We start from the raw sequence: 18081 nt of genomic DNA on the forward strand, positions 1-18081 counted from the left end.
TTTATTTTGGATTTTCATTTACGGCCCTTTTATTAAACTACAATATACACATGTATATGCTAATCATTTATATAATTTTATAGATATACAAGTTTTACATTGAATATTTAAACAAAACCTTTAAGCCTGTTTAGTAATATGCCACTAAAAGATGCTGTTTCTCAATGAGTTTCTGGTACTGGGAGTTATTCTTGGTTTTACCGCAGGCATATCTCCCGGACCACTAATGGCAATGACGATATCTGAAACTCTTCAGCATGGATCAAGAGCAGGGGTGAAAGTTGCAATATCCCCGTTGATAACAGATATTCTCATAGTCTCTTGTATTCTGTTTTTTCTGTTACGCATTGAAAGTCATGATTTGATAATTGCTTTGATATGTTTGTCTGGTGCATTTTACCTGATGTACCTTGGTGTGTCATCATTCAATACCAGCACCATAGATATTGATATTAGAAAAGAACGTGAAAACTCTTTTAAAAAGGGTATTTTAGTCAATTTCCTGAGCCCTCATCCTTACCTGTTCTGGATAACCATTGGGGGTCCCATTTTATTTCAGGCTCTTGATGTTGGTATATGGGGAACTGTTCTATTCGTTGCAGGATTCTATTCTCTTCTTGTAGGGTCGAAGATTATGATTGCAATGGTTGTAGGAAAATCCAGGTCTTTCCTGAAAAGTAAGTATTATCTTTATATGATTCGTGCTCTGGGCTTTGTTTATTTTATATTTGCCTTATTCTTCATTGAGCAAGGTTTAGAGTTATTGAGCTTGTAGACTGTCACTGATTATCGTTATTTGGATTACCCTTTTGATTACATGATGACAACAGGTTCAATGATTTTGAATTGATTTTCCTGTTACATAAACATTTAAGCTGATGTAACTTTTAGTCAGGTTAAAGTGCAGACTGCTGTCTGCACTTTGGTCTTTGGTTCAGGAAATTACAACACCGTATTTTGCAAACACCCTGGCAAATGCTAGCCTGAGATTTTCAGCATTAGTTCTAATTTCTGCTGAATCACCGTTTATTATTGAACTGTTCAGTACTCCAATAGCACTGTCAACCTGGGCAAGGGTCTGTTCATATTCTTCATCCGCACTTGCCGGTTTGTCTGCATCTTTTACGTCCTGCCATTCCTGCTCAAGTGTTGGGATGTATGAAGCAACCCTCTCGGTATCATTCGCATTTGCAAAAGTAATAGCTTCTTCCATTGAGGCATGGAATACTGTAAGGAGGTCGCCCATATGGATGACTCCGTTCCTTTCATGCAGACTGAAAAAAAGATCCCTCATGGGTTCAAGCGCAGTATGTGCAGCTTCAATGTCACCGGAAGCAAGCATTTCCTGTGAGTATGCTGCAATCAGTACCGCTCTTTTGATTTCACTTGTCCAGTTCTTGTCATTGGCATACATTTCAGGTGGTGCTTGTCCATATGTTTCTGATACATATGTGAGCTTCTCTACCAGTAAATTAATAGAAGCTTCGGAAGCTGAAGTGTTCTTCTGGCTTGTTGATACAAGAGCTTTGATATATGCTGAATTTGCTTCTGCCATTATCTGCGCAAACTCAGCTTCATCTACAGTGGCAGCATTAGTATCATCTTCACTTTTAACCTGTTCATCAACGCAACCAGCTACGAGGCAAGTCAGGAGTATAAGGATAAGGTATAGGGGGAATAACTTTAGTTTCATATATTTGCTCCATTAAAAACTAAGCTCTATCACAATATAAATTTATGTGGTTTCAACGGCCCCAACATTCAATTTGATTCTGAGGTGTGTAGTAATTGACGAGTTAAACAGATAGGAGGATTCAGAGAAAGCGGTCACACCTCAGAACAAATGCTCACTATACCATTTTCTTATTATATCTAATAGTTTTAATAATTTATGGTATATATTTTAATATATAATCATTTATTTAGAGCTACCTTTCTGGTCTGTATATTTAATACCCCATTGAGCCAACGCTTCCAGCACGGGAATAATCGTTCTTCCAAAATCGGTAAGTGAGTATTCGACCCTTGGTGGAATCTCAGGATACATCTCACGATTGACAATGCCATCATTCTCAAGTTCCCGGAGTTGCTTTGTCAGCATTCTGGGGGATATTCCCGGGAGGACCTGTTGTAGCGAATTATAACGCATTGTGTTTTCTTTCAAGTGCCAGAGGATAAGTGGCTTCCATTTGCCCCCTATAACACTAAGTGTAGCTTCTACTGGGCAGCAGCATCTTTGTTCATTCTCATTGACTGTTTTATTGTAAGTTGCCATAGTTTTCCTTACTATACTTTTTGTTAGTTTCTACCAAAAATGAGTGTATGTCATTTAAATATAGCTCTAACACATTAATATCTGAACACTTCTTAATTAAGTAATCATTCATGAATTAAAGGAAATGATCGAAATGAAAGTAGTAGGTTTTGTAGGAAGTCCAAGAAAGAATGGAAACACTGATGTACTTGTACAGCAGGTCCTTGACGGGGCAGCAGAAGCTGGTGCAGATGTTGAGAAATTCTACATAAATGAAATGAACATAAAAGGCTGCCAGGGATGCACATACTGCAGAGAAGTTGATGGTTGCAAATTAAAAGATGATATGGGTAAGGTCTATGATGCCCTTAAAAATGCAGATGGCTTTGTATTCGGTTCCCCTATCTATTTCTTCCAGTTCACAAGTCAGATGCGTCAGGTGATCGACCGTTGCTGGGCACTTGTAAATCCAGATTTCAGTTCTCGTATTGCAGGTGGGAAGAAAGCTATCATCGTCGGTGCACAGGGTAACCCAGAGCCAGATGCCTTCAAAGGAGTCTTTGATGAATTCACCCAGGTCCTTCAGATGTTCGGAATGGATGTCAAAGGTACTTTCGTGGATGTAGGTCACCATGCTCCGGGAGAGGTAAAGGAAAACGCCGGGCTCATGGAACAGGCTAAGGTAGCTGGTGCTCAGATATTTGAGTAATTTTTCAATAAGAGAACATGTATGATGTGCATGTTCCTTTCTTATTCTATTTTTTAATTTCCAGTTGTGTTTAAACAGCTGATGACGAAATTTATTATATGATGTGCCAAAGTAATTGCCACCGAAGATAACGCCGGTAAAAAATGGCAATTGAATTCTTAAATTAGAATATAATATCTTATTTATAATCCGCTAATTTCTGCATCCTGCATGTTCTCGGATAAACTCATAATGTTATTAGTAATGGGGCAGTCTTCAAGTACACTTTCAGCTAAGGAAATAACCGGTACAGGATTTTCCATTTCAGGGTGTCCACAATAATATGCTGTTCCAACTTTTGTTCTTCCTGGTACTCCGGCACATTTGGAATATAGGGGAATATGTTTTCGATAGTTGCATGTAGAGCACTTCATTTTTAATCATCCATTTGTTGGTGTTATGATGTACTTGTCACGTTCTTACAATTAATTATTATATCTGGCTTAATGTGACTAATATATCGGCACTGTAAAATATATTTATGTATTAATTATTATATGTATTGTTTTATTCTTCTATTATATTTATCTCAATCCCTTCATAGCATGTCTATTATTATATCACAATGTATATTTTTTATTATTTAGTACATTACTTCATACAGTATGTCTGATAATATAATAATTGGCAAATGAGGGGCATGATTTACCACGACCTTCTCATCAGTGTATCAACCACCAACCAACCAGTTTTCCATACATTGAGATTACTGTGCTCCCCAACTGCAATTAAGTACTAATTCCGCTCATGTGTTCAAAGCAACAATAAGAAATGATATGGGTATATTATTTTATAATGAGGATTAGTAATGGAAAAAAGTCACTCTTATGTGCTAATGATCATTGTTATTGCTTTTTTAATAAGTCTCAGTACTAACATGTGGTCATGCGGACCTGTACAGATAGAAGGTTTATTTTTGGTTGATGGCTCATCTTCTATTGGCTCGTCTGATGCGAATGATTCCAACAATATCTTTTCATACAGTTTTACTCTTTACAACAGCGGATCAAATGACATTTATATCACGACCATTGAACCGGTACTTTCACAAAGTCCGTATATTGTTTCATCACAGGATTCTCTTCGTCAGGAAATAAACAAACTTGTAGTATCAGGTTCTTATGTTATAGTCGAAGGGACCATTGAACTGACTGGAAATGTATCAAAGGAAGAGATAATGAATTTAGAACCAATTGTTCATGTAAATGTTTCTTCCACAGAAACGATTCCCTATTTCAATTATTGAATATGTGGTGTCCACGATACTTATGATAATTCTTAAGGGTTTGTAGACAATCACTGATATATGATTAAATGCCATAAGCCTCATTATAGGCAGCAGGTGTTAAAATGAAGCTTGAACAAAATGATAAGGATAGGATAGTATCAATAGTTGCATCCCGCTATTTTGCGGAACAGGGATGGAAATGGATAGATCTTAATGCTGAGGTTTCAAAGATACACAAGGCATATGATGACCTCAGGGACCAGTATGCTGCTTATCCTTATATGAGCAGGGACTGGTATGTGAGTAATTCTGCTACCAAAAGTATTCACATGTGTGAGAACTGGGATGAACTAAATGAGCTTGTGGAGTTTCTGAATGCTTATGGTCAGCATTTTGATTTCCTTATTAAGGATACAAAGAAATCATTATGTATAGCAAGCACAGATGGGTATCTGACATCTGATGAAAAAAATGCTATATCTACTGCACGAAGATCCCGATATAATGTCTTTGTTTTCAGGGTAGATGTACCTGATGCAATTGACTTTGAGCTCATGCAGATAGGTGGCGGAGTATAATCAGCACTATTCTATCGACACATTCATATTATGTGTGTCCTATTGCAGCCTACTTTTATATAGTATATATCTGTATTATACCCGACGTGGTTACAATTATGTAGTAACTCATTCTGTCAATGATTTACTACTTTATGAATATTTATAGAAGTAAAGTTGACTAAAATCTAGCATTAAAATAAACTATATTGAGAGGAGTTTTAATATGGAAGCTTTAATTTATCTTGCCCCTCTTGCTGGTCTCGTTAGTTTGTTATTTGCCGGCTTCTTTGCGCGCAGTGTTCTTAAAGAGGACGCTGGTTCCGAAAAGATGCAGCAAATAGCAGGTGCTGTCCAGGAAGGTGCGATGGCTTATTTGAATCGTCAATATAAAACAATCGCAGTAGTAGCTGCAATTCTTGCTGTACTGATCTTTGTTCTCCTTGGTGAGGATGGGGGTAAAATAGCAGTCGGTTTCCTTGTTGGTGCAATTAGTTCCGCAGCAGCAGGATACATTGGTATGAACGTATCCGTAAGGGCAAATGTAAGGACTGCACAAGCTGCATCAAAAGGTCTACAGAAAGCAATGTCTGTTGCATTCCGCGGTGGTGCGGTCACAGGTCTTGCTGTAGTAGGTCTTGCACTTCTTGGTACAAGCACTTTCTACATCCTTTACGGTGATGTGGATCTTGTAATCGGATTTGGTTTTGGTGCCAGTCTTATCAGTCTCTTTGCAAGGGTCGGCGGCGGAATATTCACAAAAGCAGCTGACGTTGGTGCCGATCTTGTCGGTAAAGTCGAAGCTGGAATTCCAGAAGATGACCCACGTAATGCAGGTGTAATTGCTGACAACGTAGGTGACAATGTAGGAGACTGTGCCGGTATGGGTGCTGACCTCTTTGAAACATATGTAGTAACAGTTCTCGCATCAATGCTTCTCGGATCACTTATCCTTGACTCATACGCAAACGCAATTCTTTATCCACTCATCCTTGGTGCAGTGGCAATCTTCGCATCCGTCATAGCTGTCTTCTTTGTCAAGGTTGGCAATGATGGGAAGATCATGAAAGCATTATACAAAGGTGTGGCAGTTTCTGCAATCCTAAGTCTCATTGCTTTCTACTTTGTTACAACTTCCCTTATGGGTGATATGAAATTCTACTATGCAGCTCTCGTTGGTATTGTTATCATGGTGCTGATGGTGGTTTTCACAGAATATTATACTTCAACATCTTTCCGTCCGGTAAAGACAATTGCCGCTGCATCCGAAACAGGTGCAGGTACAAACGTCATTTCAGGTCTTGCAATTGGTTTTGAAAGTACAGCACTTCCATTGGTCATCATCGTTGCTGGTATCCTTGGTTCGTTCTACATTGTAGGCGGAGCAACAGATCCTGCACTTGGTATCTATGGTATCGCAATTGCTGCAGCAGCAATGCTTTCAACCACCGGAATGATCGTAGCACTTGACTCATACGGTCCTATTACCGACAATGCAGGTGGTATCGCTGAAATGGCAGGTATGCCTTCTAATGTCCGTAAGATCACCGATGCACTTGATGCAGTAGGTAACACCACAAAGGCAGTTACTAAGGGATATGCGATAGGTTCTGCAGCACTTGGTGCTCTGGCTCTCTTCGCAGATTACAGGTACAAGGTAGACCTCAGTGGTGCTGATCTAAGTCTTGACCAGCCACTGGTTCTTGTAGGTCTTTTCATTGGTGGACTGCTTCCATTCGTTTTCAGTGCAGTTACAATGCGTGCTGTAGGTAAAGCAGCCTTTGAGATCGTGAACGAGGTTCGTCGCCAGTTCCGTGAGATACCTGGTATCATGGAAGGAACTGGAAAGCCGGAATACGGTAAGTGTGTCGACATCGTCACAGCAGCAGCTATCCGTGAGATGGCTATTCCTGGTTTCCTTGCTATAGTCACCCCATTGGCAGTCGGACTTATACTTGGTCCTGCAGCTCTTGGTGGTCTGCTTATCGGTATCATTGTGTGTGGTCTTTTGCTCGCACTTACAATGGACAACGGTGGCGGTGCATGGGATAATGCAAAGAAGCTCATTGAAGATGGGGCATATGGTGGAAAAGGTTCAGATGCTCACAAGGCAGCTGTTGTCGGTGACACCGTAGGTGACCCATTCAAGGACACATCCGGACCTGCACTCAATGCTCTGATCAAGGTAGTGAACATGGTTGCAATCCTGTTCGCGTCCCTGTTCATAGGCGCAGGAATCTTCTAAAACAAAGAACAAATTATGTTTCCGGCAAAAGCCGGAAATCCTTTCTCTTTTTTGATTTGCTTCATCCTGTAGATTTTACTCTGCAGTATCAAAGAATGTGTGTTATTCTATTTTGTACACTAAAAGTACAGTATAGTATGGACTCAGGAATTCAGTATTTTATTCTTTCAGAAAAAAGACAGGATGAAATAATCTTTGAAAATAAAATAAAATAAAATAAAGAATCTGCTCGCAGATTCTTATTTTCTTCCAAGGAAGTAGTAAGCTACAGCTCCCAGGATACCAAAAATAAAAGCAACAACTATCCAGAGCACTTTTTTTACTGGTTCAAGGCCCTTATTACTGGTCATAATATCGTAGATCACCCAGATAAAAGCTGCCAGGGTGAGCAATCCCCATAAGTTATATAACAATGACATATTTTACACCTCAAAAAAAGATAGCTTGTACTACCTATATATATTTATCTGAAAGTTGTAACTGTATATTCAACCTAATATTCAGATGTGCTAATATATCTGTGTTTATATGCTTAAATTACAACAGATTTAACTACGTGGTTCAGTTTTTCAGAAAACACGTTTTGCACGGGTGGTTGGGTTTAATGTATTTGGGGAGTGGGGTTTAAGTGTGGGAGTGGGTTTAATGTATGAAAAGAGCCACCCGTGCAAGAACAATCTAGAAAAGGCATTATGGTATTTAAGGTTTATTATTCCATCCCGCACTTTTGAAATAATAACTATTTGTATATACAGTTCTTTCATTTTACTAGTGGGATGCAAATAAATATGAGTGATACGTAGAATGTCAATATCTCGGAGTTATTTTCATGGTTGAGGACATTGGAACGGTTGTGCGCAAAGGTTTTGCGACCTGGACAAGGAATTTGAACATTTGTGTACCATTTATACTTGAGGTGTTGACAGCAATTGTATTCTTTTTCTTAGGATTGTTGGTCTTCACAGTGGTATTTATTGCTCCGGTGATCTCAAAGCAGAATATTGATCCCTCAGTTCTCTCTCCCGAAGAAGTGCTGAGCATGTTCACTTCTACATTCTCAGAGAACATGTTGATGTTGATCCTTTCAGGAATTGTTTTGTTCCTATTCTACATGCTCGTCCAGTCATTCTTTGCTGCTGGAGCCATAGGGATGGCGAAAACAGCCTCGGAAACAGGACATACGAATCTGGGTGATATGTTCCATTCAGGTGGAAAGAATTTCATTAATCTTTTCCTTACGAATATACTTGTTTTCCTGCTTGCTGTGGCTGGTTTAGTGTTCCTTGTGCCAGGCATTATCTCAATAGGTGATGTATCTCTTTTCCTGGCAAACCCTGGGAGTGCTGCTACAGGTGCATCCTTGCTCATGATAGGCATGATGGTATGGGTATTATACATACTAATCCTGAGCATTGTGTTTTTATTTGTTGACTATGCCCTTGTAATTGATGGTCTTGATCCCATCAGTGCAATTGAAAAAGGAATTTCAGTCTTCCGACGTAATATGTTCCCCGTTTTCATGATGTGGGTTCTGGTGATTGGGCTATCTGTGTTTCTGAGTTTGATAGGGGAAGCAACATCCTATATGGATGTAATAGCCCAGCTATGGTCATTTTTAGAATTTATACTCAGCACCATCGTCATACAGCCCTTGATCACTGTTTGGCTTACACGTTTCTATCTGAACAGGACAGAAAGGAAACTGTATTCATTTGAGGATTATCTTCTGGATTACTGATCACGTTTAAGAAGCTTACATGCCTGGCATATATCTTCAGTACATGCCTGTCCGCACAGGCTACATCTGGAGAGACCTTCCTGTGGGAATTCACGGCCAAGAATGCCTGATATCTTGTCAAAACCACTCAACAGGGCATATTTAGTCCCCGGGTGGTTGACCTCGAATTCATTGAGCATGACCCTTATCTCCCTTCTCATTGCCTCATGTGCATATGGACATCCTCCAAAACCCAATGGAAGGTCATGCAGGTAAGCATAGAGGGCAACCTCTTTCTCAGGAATATGTCTGAGTGGCTTCATTCTAAGGACAAGTCCTTCCAGCTCTTTTGGGGGAGCAAGTCTTACCATACGAGCCACATCTCCTTTCAGGTGATTGAGGAGAATTGTCTGTGCCTCATCGTCAAGATTATGACCGATAGCCAGTTTTGTCGCACCTATTTCCAGAGCTATCTTATTCAACAGGGATTTTCGCAGGACACCACAATAGCTACATGCCCCCTTCTCTCTTTGTTGCGGAGCTATCTCATCCATAGTAGTATCGTATTCTTCCTTAAATGAACGAACTATATGTCTGATACCAAGTTTTTCCGTTAGCTCTTTTGCAGAGCCTATCGTGCTTGGTCGATATCCTTCGATACCTTCATCAATGGATATGCCTACAAGTTCGATGTCCGGTCTTTTCCCGAATATCTGGTGTAATATGTATAGGGTAGTACTGCTGTCTTTGCCGCCACTAAGTCCTATTGCAATGACATCATTCTTCTGGATGCTGTAATGTTTCCTGATGGTGAGTTTTATCTTACGCTCAACATCCTCTATGAAATGTTTCCTGCACAGGTGCATACCTGAGTATTTCTGAAAAATGATTGCATCGTTGTTGCATTTGTTGCATTTGATCGTTTTTGTTTCCATTCTTGTAAGGTCATGGAATCTTATTATATAAAATTGTCCTGGCAAACCATTTCTAATAATTATCACATGATATTTATTTTAAACACAAAAAGCAAAAATTAAGTAATAGCCCAATGTTCCTGACTGAAAATACAGGAAAATAATAATGAGTGTGCTAACAGATGTACCCATGTGGGCATTTTTAATATCGGTGCTTGTTGGTTATCTTCTGGGCATTGTGTCCGGTCTTGTACCAGGAATTCACACCAACAACTTCGCATTGATATTGCTTGCATTCTCTCCCTTTCTCTCTGAAAAGGGATTGCCGGCCGTTTGCATTGCGGCCATGATACTATCAAATTCAATATCGCATACTTTTCATGATATTATTCCATCTATTTTCCTCGGAGCACCTGGGGAAGATACAGCTCTGGCAGTACTTCCCGGCCATACTCTGTTGCTTGAAGGTCAGGGTGCGCAGGCTATCCGTCTTTCAGCTCTTGGAAGTGCAGGTTCTGTTGTCCTGTCTCTTCTTACAGTAATCCCACTTTCATTTCTTTTCGTGAAAGGGCATCAGGTCATTCAGGCAAACATGGCATATATCCTCATCTTCGTTGTCTTTGTAATGATAATGACGGAGAAAGGTGAGTATCTCCACGGAGAAGGAAAGATACATGTGTGGAGAAAAAGATTCTTTGCATTTCTGCTCTTTGGAATGAGTGGCCTGTTAGGTATGCTCGCATTCAGGATGGAATATCTTTCATCTCCGATAATAGGCTGGGCGGAGGGCTCCATACTACTTCCACTGTTAAGCGGATTATTTGGTGCATCCCAGCTCATCATAAGCCTGTTCTCCGATCCGATTATTCCGGTACAATATGATTCAAAACCGGACCTTGAAAGGACTAAGATCTTCAGAGGAATTGTAACCGGAAGTATATTCGGTTCCATTGTGGCATGGTTACCAGGAATATCCTCATCAATAGCAACTTTATTTGCGCGCCTCTTTGTGAAGGAAGACGAAAGTTCCGGTGATAGATTTCAGGATGATGGGGCTTTCCAGAGTTCTTCAAAAGAATTCATCGTGTCAATTTCAGGTGTCAACACAAGCAATGCAATATTCGGATTGATGGCACTTGCATTCCTGGGAAAGACAAGGAGTGGTGCAATGGTAGCCATAAATGAGTTGATGAACGGTGTGTCTCTGGAAATTTCACAGGTAGTGCTTTTTTTGTGTGCACTTCTGCTGACATCATTACTTTCATACCTGTCAACAATCTATCTTGGCGATAATATTCATCATGTGCTGGAAAAACTAGATTATCCCAAGCTCTGCTACGGTATCATCTTTTTCCTTGCAGTCATGATATTGTTGTCAACAGGAGTATTCGGGTTACTTATTTTTGTCATATCAATTCCAATAGGAATGCTTGCTCCGTTTCTCGGAGTAAAAAAGAGTCATGCGATGGGCGTGATATTGTTACCTGTGATCCTGTATTTCATTTAGTTCAAGTATCTCAGTATCTTCATGTGAATAGGATGGGGAGCAGCAGCACAGTAACCTAAGTTCTTCTTCGCCGGTATTTTTGATATTATGGGGGGTTCCGGGATGAATGCAGATGGAATCTCCTTCTTCGACGAAAATAGATTCTTCCCCAAGTATCATCAGGCCACAGCCTGATAAAATATGATATATCTCTTCTGTAACCTTATGCCGGTGCAAAAGTGTGGTACTTCCTGCAGGTACTGTAGCCTCAGCAAGACTCTGGGCTAAGTTACCATGTACAAGAGGATGCATGAGTTCCCTGATGGATGAACCGTCTTTTGTGATGTAAGCTTCTACAGTCTTGCAGGAAGTTCTGATCATTATTGAACCACTACTATTCTTCTTTCTCAAAACCTGCTATCATTTCAAGCATTGTGTTCTTGATCTCTGTGACCGAATCTATCCACTTGCCTCCGACATCAATTGGTGCAAGTCCATTGAAGTCAGCTTCCATAAGGTCGGGGTCGTATGGTATTTCTCCGAGAACAGGGATTCCAAGCTCTTCCAGTTTTGGTTTGATATTTGCAGAAGTACCTTTGTTGATGATTGCAGCAAGATGCTTTACATCGATACCTTCGGAAAGTTGCTTGATCCTCTGGGCTGTTTCAATGGAACGCATTCCTGGTTCAACAACAACTATCATAAGGTCTATTCCTCGGGTCGTGCCTCTTCCAAGGTGCTCAATCCCCGCTTCCATATCCAATATAACAGCACTGGTATCTTTTAACACCACATGGCGCAAAAAAGCTTTCAGGAATGCTGAAGCAGGACACATGCAGCCACTTCCGCCTCTCTCGATGGTGCCCATGACGAGCATTTTGACATTATCCGGGCCAACAACACCGAACTTATCCACAATGTCATCGACTTTTGGATTGAATTTGAACATGCCTCCCTTTTCCCCTGCTCTCTCTTCAATGAGGTCCTGATAGTCAGTGAGTGGTTCAGGAGCCTTTTTAATCCCCAGGGAGGAAGCAAGGTTCATGTCGGCATCGGCATCAATGGCAAGTACATCATACCCATCCCTTGCCAGCATTCTTGCAAGAGTTCCGGAAAATGTTGTCTTGCCTACTCCGCCTTTTCCTGTGACTGCAATTTTTACCATGCTCAGAACTGAGAATTTATATGAATTATATTTTCCGGTTGCACTCACTCTATAGTACTTACAAGTTCCAGCATTTCATCCAGTTCACTTTCTCCGTCTATTGAGAATAGTGTGTCATTTATCGGCCAGACTTCAATACGGTATTCACCATCCGGTACAAGTCCCATAATTATGGTGCTTGTATCTTCATTTTCAAAGGCAGTGACAAAACCCAGCATTCTCATTCCTGAATCAGTAGAGTTGCCGGCTGCTGAGAATATCTTTACCATGGTTTCCGTTCCATCTGCCAGCGTAAGGTTTCTGGTGGTGGTCTCCTGAAGGTTTTCAACCTCACCATCATCCTTTATTTCATCGATCATCGTCTCCATTATTCTGGATACAAGTCCGGTCGGGAGTTTAGCTCCGGAAGGCAAAGAAAGGCGATATGTAATTATCTGAGCGCTTAGGTTTTCTGGTATTGATATAGAAAGAGGTAGGTTGTTAGATTCCTCAAAATCACTTACCTGTTTACTTATATCCTCGCTCAGTCTGTCATTATGGTATTTTACAGTCGTGGAATTGAGAGCTATACTTGTTGAATCGGTAATTGTTTGCTCGAATGAGTTCTCCTCGATGGATACCTGTGACCATCCATAAGCCAACAGTGCATTCTCATTGATAGCTGCAGGAGTTGCCTGTGGAGTTTCAAGGCATCCTGAACTCAGGGAAATTATCAATAATAGTGAAATTAAAAAACAAGCTTTCTTTACATTCAGAACCAAAGTATCACCTGAACGTACTATGTGTTTATTTATATATTAAAGCACTTGGTGTTAACGATTGTTGGTTTCCCTTCTGTTTATACATGACTCTAGCCATTTATGGTGACTTTAATATGTTTTCTACGGAGCCATTAAATAATTGATTTCAAACTTCAGTCTTCAAATAACCCTTATCCAATGCAGTCTATACAGTAAACGTTTTGTGAATGACTGATATATTGGTATAGGGTAGATATTTGCACTAAAGTATTGTTCACATAATAACTATAAGGTCTTTACCTGTTCTGCATATATCTCCTCGACGCTCTAGCTCTACCATAAGTTCGTCAACTTCTATTTTACTGATATCATGCATTTGTGTTGTAGTATAAACGTCTTCTAAGAGAAGCCGATGACTATTTTTTGAATCCTTCATCTCTTTTAATATCTCAATCATTTTTACTTTATTGGGATTAGCTTTTCTAATTTCTGGCTTTTTAAGAGAAGGCTTTAGTTCATTTTGAGTAACTTTCTCAATTGCAGTCGCATACAGGATATAGTCTCCTATTTTAGTCCTGCTGTTTGTTTTGCCTTTTAATGAAGTCTTTACTTCTCCGGTAATAGAAACTATAGCATCCATAATTGGCTCTGTTACAAGGTCTCCTTCAATCTCCACGAATAATGAATTATTTGTATCCACAGAACCATAATTATCAAGAATCTTTCCAATACGTATCCACCTATAATCAATAATGTCTGATTCATCGATTAAAAGTTCAAAACAGTTACTTCTACCACATGTCTCATTTGAACATATTTGTGGTGTCAATAATTCTTTGCTTGTGGATTGAGGAATCTCAATATTTGTTTCGCATGCTTCACATCTAAAAATAGCTTTTTTAATTTTTGGTTGAATATTCCCTACTTCTACAATTTGTCCTTTCACAGTAATTGATTTAGACAAATGTTTAGCTTGAATTTCACCGATAGGAACTTCTATTAATTCTTGCACAGTTTCGCCCATCATATCACAAAGCAACAATAGTTAGTATGAATAATAAAAGTTCCGAAGGTCAATTAATTGTTTATGGGTTGCTGTTCTATATCATACAAGTTAATCCTGAATAGGAAAAGGGCATATTCAGATATGTTAAAATAAACCTGATGGAGCAAGGATATATGGCAGGCGGTGAAGTCCATATTCCCAACCTAATGGACTTACCAGGCTACCATTATCATCAGGGATGCATCAAATGACTTCGAAGACAAGCTTGAATCGTTTTATTCAGGAGAAATTTAGTTGTCCGGTGGACAGATACAGAAAATATATCTCAATGAATGAACTAAGCAAGTTCACAATTATGCTGCCTGAAGATTATTGACATACCTTATGTTTTTTGTTAGCATTTAGAAATATGCTTAGTAATTTCCATATCATATACTTTATATTGTTGATGTTCAATAGTCCTATTGATGTACGACATGGAATCCCGTTTCAGGCAAATACGAAAAGTAATGGTGTATGTGCTTTTCCTGAACCTGGCAGTGTCTTTTGCCAAGATTGCCTATGGTTTTTACACAAACGTACTCAGTATGCAGTCAGACGGTTTCCATTCTCTTTTTGATGGAGTTTCCAATATTGTAGGTCTCATCGGCATTCAGATAGCAGCCAAACCACCTGACAAAGAACATCCTTACGGTCATCGTAAGTTCGAGACACTGGCTTCCATAATGATAGCTGTGATACTGGCCGTTGTTGCTTTTGAAATTGTCCATTCTGCATTTGACCGCTTTGGAAATGGCAATCATCCGGAGGTTACTGCAATAAGTTTTGCAGTGATGCTTGTAACAATGCTGGTTAATTATTCAGTGACTACCTATGAAAGTAAAAAAGGTAGACAACTGAACAGTGAAGTGCTTCTTGCAGATTCTGCCCACACCAGAAGTGACATATATGTTTCACTTTCAGTAATAGCAGGTTTGATAGCTATCAGGCTTGGCTATCCTATCATTGATCCTGCAGTTTCTATATTGATCGCATTTGTCATATTGCATGCAGGTGCAGAGATAATATTCCATAGCATATCCATACTGATAGATGAATCCCAGATCGATCCTGAAAAGATATCAGAGGTAGTCTGTAATGTAGAAGGTGTGATAGATTGTCATAATATACGAACACGTGGCCCTCCGGGAAACGTCTACGTAGACCTTCATGTTGAAGTGGACCCTAATATGAGCACTTATAAATCCCACACAATCTCCCATATTGTTCAATACCGTATCAAGGAAAGTTTTGATGGGATCGCAGATGTTCTGGTACACATAGAGCCGGCTCACACACGGTCGATATAAATATTATCAGGAACTCTATACGATTATGCCAGGAAATACATTCGGACATTCTTTCAGGATCACTACCTGGGGCGAATCCCATGGAAAAGCTCTGGGAGTTGTTGTTGACGGGGTACCGGCAGGACTTGAACTATCGGAAACTGATATTCAGAAAGACCTTGACCGCCGCCGTCCGGGACAGAGTGAAGTATCCACACCACGCTCAGAAGCAGATTCCGTGGAAATATTGTCCGGTGTACTTGATGGCATTACAACAGGAATGCCAGTATCCATGCTTGTATGGAACAAGAATGCAAAGTCCAGTGCTTATGATTATATAAAGGATATCCCGCGTCCCGGCCACGCAGACCTTTTCTATTCTGAGAAATACGGTATGCGCGATCACAGAGGTGGAGGCAGGTCTTCAGGCAGGGAAACCATTGGCAGGGTTGCCGGTGGTGCTGTTGCCAAGAAGCTCCTCTCGCTTGTAGGCGTTGAAGTGTTTGCCCATGTCATCGAGCTTGGCGGCGTAAAAGCAAAGCAGCTTTCCTTTGATGAGATACGCTTGAACGTTGAGAAAAACGTTGTACGCTGTGCTGACCCGCAAGCTGCTGAAAAGATGCTCGAGCAGGTGAATGCTGCACGTCTTGAAGGTGATAGTATTGGTGGTATCGTGGAAATAATTGCCACAGGTATGCCCGCTGGCCTCGGAGAGCCTGTATTTGGTAAACTGGATGCAGATATTGCCTGTGCGATGATGGGCATAGGTGCTGTAAAAGGTGTGGAGTTTGGTGTAGGGTTTGAATGCTCCCGCATGAAGGGAAGCCAGATGAATGATCCTTTTATAATTAATGATGGACGGGTAGTTCCAAAAACGAATAATGCAGGTGGCATGATAGGTGGTATATCTACAGGGCTGCCAATAATATGCAGAATAGCAGTAAAACCAACTCCTTCTATCTCAAAGACCCAGAAAAGTGTTGATATGGCTGCAATGAAAGAGATCGATCTTGAAGTTCATGGCAGGCACGATCCGACAATTCCACCAAGAATGGTACCTGTAGCAGAGTCTATGATGGCAGTGGTGCTTGCTGACCATATGATAAGGAGCGGACGTATCGGTCCTGATTCTTTGCTGGTATAAATGTCTCCTTAATCCTTTTTCTTTTTTTTTGTATTTGTATTTCTACGGTTCAGTTGTCTAATCAAGTGACACAGAAACATCTCTGCAGGTATGATAACAATAACTTAGTTAATGATGCAAAAGAAAAAATAGTAAAAAATAGAAGAAAAGGTAAGCAATATCAAATATTCAACTTGCTCATCCTTTCTACTGCCTCGTTGATCCTTTCAACAGGGCGGGTAAGTGCAAATCTGATGTAACCTTCGCCGTAGGTTCCAAAGCCAACACCAGGGGTTGCAACAATTCCTGCAGTTTCAAGCAGCAGTTTGGCAAATCCGACAGAATCGTAGCCATCAGGAACAGGTGCCCATACGTAGAATGTTGCTTTAGGTGGCTTGACATCAAGTCCAAGTTCATGTAGTCCTTTCAGGAGTGCATCCCTTCTTTTCTGGTAGATATTATTCATGTCTGCAACACATTGCTGTGAGCTGGAAAGTGCTGTAATACCTGCCATCTGGATAGCATCGAAAGCTCCTGAGTCCACATTGGACTTTACCTTGCCGATACCGGATATTATTTCCTTGTTACCGACTGCAAAAGCAAGTCTCCATCCTGTCATGTTATAGGTCTTTGAAAGTGAGTATATCTCAATTCCAATATCCATTGCGCCGTCGACACTTAAGAAACTTGGTGCCTTGTAGTTATCATAGGTCATTTCTGAATAAGCGTTGTCATGTATGACAATGATATCATTATCGCGGGCAAACTGTACAACCTCTTCAAAGAACTTTTTGTCAGCAGTAGCTGCTGTTGGGTTGTTCGGGTAATTCAGGAACATTATCTTTGCTTTTTCAAGCTTTTCCTTTGGGATTGCATCAAGATCAGGCAGGAAATCGTTCTCCTGGAGCAACGGCATGATATAAGGCTCTCCGCCTGCAAATTCAGTTCCGATTTTGTAAACCGGGTATGCAGGATCCGGACACAGGGCTACATCCCCGGGGTTGATAAATGCAAGTGGTATATGTGCAATTCCTTCTTTGGATCCTATGAATGTAAGGGTCTCTGATGCAGGATCTATGTTCAATCCCCTGCTCTCTTTGCACCAGTCAGCAGCAGCTTTCCTGAAAGCAGGCATTCCTGCGTAGGAAGGGTATTTGTGGGTTTCAGGGTTGCGTACTGCTTCGCACATTGAATCAACAATATGGGTAGGTGTTGGCTGATCCGGGTCTCCGACACCCAAATCTATAACATCTACTCCCTTTGCTTTCATAGCTGCTTTAGATTGGTCGATTGTTGCAAACAAATACGGGGGCAATGAGTTTATCCTGTCTGAATACATTTATTCACCTATAGTGGGGGCATTTTTAGTGCCATATGGCATCTATGAATCCCTTCTATTGATTCCTATGTATTTAATAGCATAGGATAAGCAAAAATTTCCAGACTGTCTATAAAATAATGTCCAAACAAAATCTATTAATATTAAAAATATAAATTAAACTAATATATTTATCATTACTACGTGGTGTGAATTATTACTTCTGAAGAAAAACTGGGTGCTCTTAGAAAG

The 18081-nt window shown here is 40.3% G+C and carries 19 protein-coding genes; 9 read left to right on the forward strand and 10 right to left on the reverse strand.

Features of this window, described 5'->3' with window-relative positions; genetic code table 11:
- The first annotated feature begins 151 nt into the window (after nucleotides 1-151).
- Nucleotides 152-775: a LysE family translocator gene (locus RE476_RS02910; protein WP_309308904.1), complete on the forward strand. Its 624-nt coding sequence runs from the start codon at nucleotides 152-154 to the stop codon at nucleotides 773-775.
- Between the two features lie 159 nt (nucleotides 776-934).
- Here RE476_RS02910 and RE476_RS02915 read toward each other — a convergent pair whose 3' ends face one another.
- Both RE476_RS02915 and RE476_RS02920 read right to left on the reverse strand, forming a co-directional pair.
- Nucleotides 935-1693 carry a hypothetical protein gene (locus RE476_RS02915; protein ID WP_309308905.1) on the reverse strand — a complete coding sequence of 253 codons (759 nt, stop codon included), beginning with the start codon at nucleotides 1691-1693 and terminating at the stop codon, nucleotides 935-937.
- A 225-nt stretch (nucleotides 1694-1918) separates the two neighbouring features.
- Nucleotides 1919-2275: a winged helix-turn-helix transcriptional regulator gene (locus tag RE476_RS02920; protein WP_309308906.1), complete on the reverse strand. Its 357-nt coding sequence runs from the start codon at nucleotides 2273-2275 to the stop codon at nucleotides 1919-1921.
- A 124-nt stretch (nucleotides 2276-2399) separates the two neighbouring features.
- On the opposite strand from RE476_RS02920, the gene RE476_RS02925 reads away from it, so the two are divergent.
- Nucleotides 2400-2963, forward strand: a complete 564-nt coding sequence (locus RE476_RS02925) for a flavodoxin family protein (protein ID WP_309308907.1) — start codon at nucleotides 2400-2402, stop codon at nucleotides 2961-2963.
- 182 nt (nucleotides 2964-3145) lie between these two features.
- On the opposite strand, the gene RE476_RS02930 is transcribed toward RE476_RS02925, so the two are convergent.
- Nucleotides 3146-3376 carry a hypothetical protein gene (locus RE476_RS02930; RefSeq protein WP_309308908.1) on the reverse strand — a complete coding sequence of 77 codons (231 nt, stop codon included), beginning with the start codon at nucleotides 3374-3376 and terminating at the stop codon, nucleotides 3146-3148.
- 434 nt (nucleotides 3377-3810) lie between these two features.
- Here RE476_RS02930 and RE476_RS02935 point away from each other — a divergent pair, with 434 nt between their 5' ends.
- From RE476_RS02935 to RE476_RS02945, 3 genes are all read left to right on the forward strand, one after another.
- Nucleotides 3811-4248 carry a hypothetical protein gene (locus RE476_RS02935; protein WP_309308909.1) on the forward strand — a complete coding sequence of 146 codons (438 nt, stop codon included), beginning with the start codon at nucleotides 3811-3813 and terminating at the stop codon, nucleotides 4246-4248.
- A gap of 104 nt (nucleotides 4249-4352) precedes the next feature.
- A complete protein-coding gene (locus RE476_RS02940; protein WP_309308910.1) occupies nucleotides 4353-4808 on the forward strand; it encodes a hypothetical protein in 456 nt (151 codons plus the stop codon).
- 205 nt (nucleotides 4809-5013) lie between these two features.
- Entirely contained in the window at nucleotides 5014-7032 is a 2019-nt protein-coding gene (locus tag RE476_RS02945) for a sodium-translocating pyrophosphatase (protein ID WP_309308911.1), read from the forward strand.
- Nucleotides 7033-7271: 239 nt separating this feature from the next.
- Here RE476_RS02945 and RE476_RS02950 read toward each other — a convergent pair whose 3' ends face one another.
- Nucleotides 7272-7451 (reverse strand): PLD nuclease N-terminal domain-containing protein, encoded by a 180-nt coding sequence (locus RE476_RS02950; protein ID WP_309308912.1) that lies wholly within the window; start codon nucleotides 7449-7451, stop codon nucleotides 7272-7274.
- Between the two features lie 410 nt (nucleotides 7452-7861).
- Between RE476_RS02950 and RE476_RS02955 the strand changes: the two genes are divergently transcribed.
- Nucleotides 7862-8770: a DUF7847 domain-containing protein gene (locus RE476_RS02955; RefSeq protein WP_309308913.1), complete on the forward strand. Its 909-nt coding sequence runs from the start codon at nucleotides 7862-7864 to the stop codon at nucleotides 8768-8770.
- Here RE476_RS02955 and RE476_RS02960 read toward each other — a convergent pair.
- The gene (locus RE476_RS02960; protein ID WP_309308914.1) at nucleotides 8764-9684 is read right to left on the reverse strand and encodes a TIGR00269 family protein; all 921 of its coding nucleotides are present in this window, start codon (nucleotides 9682-9684) and stop codon (nucleotides 8764-8766) included. The genes RE476_RS02955 and RE476_RS02960 overlap by 7 nt on opposite strands.
- Before the next feature lie 145 nt (nucleotides 9685-9829).
- Between RE476_RS02960 and RE476_RS02965 the strand changes: the two genes are divergently transcribed.
- Complete coding sequence (locus RE476_RS02965) at nucleotides 9830-11170, forward strand: tripartite tricarboxylate transporter permease (protein WP_309308915.1); 1341 nt, start codon at nucleotides 9830-9832, stop codon at nucleotides 11168-11170.
- Here the strand turns inward: RE476_RS02965 and RE476_RS02970 are convergent.
- The 4 genes from RE476_RS02970 to RE476_RS02985 all read right to left on the reverse strand — a co-directional run bounded on the left by RE476_RS02970 (nucleotide 11144) and on the right by RE476_RS02985 (nucleotide 14081).
- Nucleotides 11144-11530 carry a cupin domain-containing protein gene (locus RE476_RS02970; RefSeq protein ID WP_309308916.1) on the reverse strand — a complete coding sequence of 129 codons (387 nt, stop codon included), beginning with the start codon at nucleotides 11528-11530 and terminating at the stop codon, nucleotides 11144-11146. The genes RE476_RS02965 and RE476_RS02970 overlap by 27 nt on opposite strands.
- A gap of 13 nt (nucleotides 11531-11543) precedes the next feature.
- Nucleotides 11544-12314: an ATP-binding protein gene (locus RE476_RS02975; RefSeq protein WP_309308917.1), complete on the reverse strand. Its 771-nt coding sequence runs from the start codon at nucleotides 12312-12314 to the stop codon at nucleotides 11544-11546.
- 44 nt (nucleotides 12315-12358) lie between these two features.
- Entirely contained in the window at nucleotides 12359-13030 is a 672-nt protein-coding gene (locus tag RE476_RS02980; RefSeq protein ID WP_309308918.1) for a hypothetical protein, read from the reverse strand.
- 298 nt (nucleotides 13031-13328) lie between these two features.
- Nucleotides 13329-14081, reverse strand: a complete 753-nt coding sequence (locus RE476_RS02985; RefSeq protein WP_309308919.1) for a minichromosome maintenance protein MCM — start codon at nucleotides 14079-14081, stop codon at nucleotides 13329-13331.
- A gap of 446 nt (nucleotides 14082-14527) precedes the next feature.
- On the opposite strand from RE476_RS02985, the gene RE476_RS02990 reads away from it, so the two are divergent.
- Complete coding sequence (locus RE476_RS02990) at nucleotides 14528-15409, forward strand: cation diffusion facilitator family transporter (protein ID WP_309308920.1); 882 nt, start codon at nucleotides 14528-14530, stop codon at nucleotides 15407-15409.
- Between the two features lie 25 nt (nucleotides 15410-15434).
- The gene (aroC, locus tag RE476_RS02995; protein ID WP_309308921.1) at nucleotides 15435-16532 is read left to right on the forward strand and encodes a chorismate synthase; all 1098 of its coding nucleotides are present in this window, start codon (nucleotides 15435-15437) and stop codon (nucleotides 16530-16532) included.
- Between the two features lie 160 nt (nucleotides 16533-16692).
- On the opposite strand, the gene RE476_RS03000 is transcribed toward aroC, so the two are convergent.
- Nucleotides 16693-17850 (reverse strand): LL-diaminopimelate aminotransferase, encoded by a 1158-nt coding sequence (locus tag RE476_RS03000; RefSeq protein ID WP_309308922.1) that lies wholly within the window; start codon nucleotides 17848-17850, stop codon nucleotides 16693-16695.
- Nucleotides 17851-18081 lie beyond the last annotated feature (231 nt).

Origin of the sequence: Methanolobus mangrovi, assembly GCF_031312535.1 — an archaeon.
GTDB lineage: Archaea > Halobacteriota > Methanosarcinia > Methanosarcinales > Methanosarcinaceae > Methanolobus > Methanolobus mangrovi.

Coding starts and splice junctions, on each gene's coding strand:
- RE476_RS02970 (WP_309308916.1), bottom strand. CDS start 11,530: ATGATCAGAACTTCCTGCAAGACTGTAGAAGCTTACATCACAAAAGAC.
- RE476_RS02975 (WP_309308917.1), bottom strand. CDS start 12,314: ATGGTAAAAATTGCAGTCACAGGAAAAGGCGGAGTAGGCAAGACAACA.
- RE476_RS02990 (WP_309308920.1), top strand. CDS start 14,528: ATGTACGACATGGAATCCCGTTTCAGGCAAATACGAAAAGTAATGGTG.
- RE476_RS02955 (WP_309308913.1), top strand. CDS start 7,862: ATGGTTGAGGACATTGGAACGGTTGTGCGCAAAGGTTTTGCGACCTGG.
- RE476_RS03000 (WP_309308922.1), bottom strand. CDS start 17,850: ATGTATTCAGACAGGATAAACTCATTGCCCCCGTATTTGTTTGCAACA.
- RE476_RS02910 (WP_309308904.1), top strand. CDS start 152: ATGCTGTTTCTCAATGAGTTTCTGGTACTGGGAGTTATTCTTGGTTTT.
- RE476_RS02920 (WP_309308906.1), bottom strand. CDS start 2,275: ATGGCAACTTACAATAAAACAGTCAATGAGAATGAACAAAGATGCTGC.
- RE476_RS02960 (WP_309308914.1), bottom strand. CDS start 9,684: ATGGAAACAAAAACGATCAAATGCAACAAATGCAACAACGATGCAATC.
- RE476_RS02925 (WP_309308907.1), top strand. CDS start 2,400: ATGATCGAAATGAAAGTAGTAGGTTTTGTAGGAAGTCCAAGAAAGAAT.
- RE476_RS02965 (WP_309308915.1), top strand. CDS start 9,830: ATGAGTGTGCTAACAGATGTACCCATGTGGGCATTTTTAATATCGGTG.
- RE476_RS02935 (WP_309308909.1), top strand. CDS start 3,811: ATGGAAAAAAGTCACTCTTATGTGCTAATGATCATTGTTATTGCTTTT.
- RE476_RS02950 (WP_309308912.1), bottom strand. CDS start 7,451: ATGTCATTGTTATATAACTTATGGGGATTGCTCACCCTGGCAGCTTTT.
- RE476_RS02945 (WP_309308911.1), top strand. CDS start 5,014: ATGGAAGCTTTAATTTATCTTGCCCCTCTTGCTGGTCTCGTTAGTTTG.
- aroC (WP_309308921.1), top strand. CDS start 15,435: ATGCCAGGAAATACATTCGGACATTCTTTCAGGATCACTACCTGGGGC.
- RE476_RS02915 (WP_309308905.1), bottom strand. CDS start 1,693: ATGAAACTAAAGTTATTCCCCCTATACCTTATCCTTATACTCCTGACT.
- RE476_RS02940 (WP_309308910.1), top strand. CDS start 4,353: ATGAAGCTTGAACAAAATGATAAGGATAGGATAGTATCAATAGTTGCA.
- RE476_RS02985 (WP_309308919.1), bottom strand. CDS start 14,081: ATGATGGGCGAAACTGTGCAAGAATTAATAGAAGTTCCTATCGGTGAA.
- RE476_RS02930 (WP_309308908.1), bottom strand. CDS start 3,376: ATGAAGTGCTCTACATGCAACTATCGAAAACATATTCCCCTATATTCC.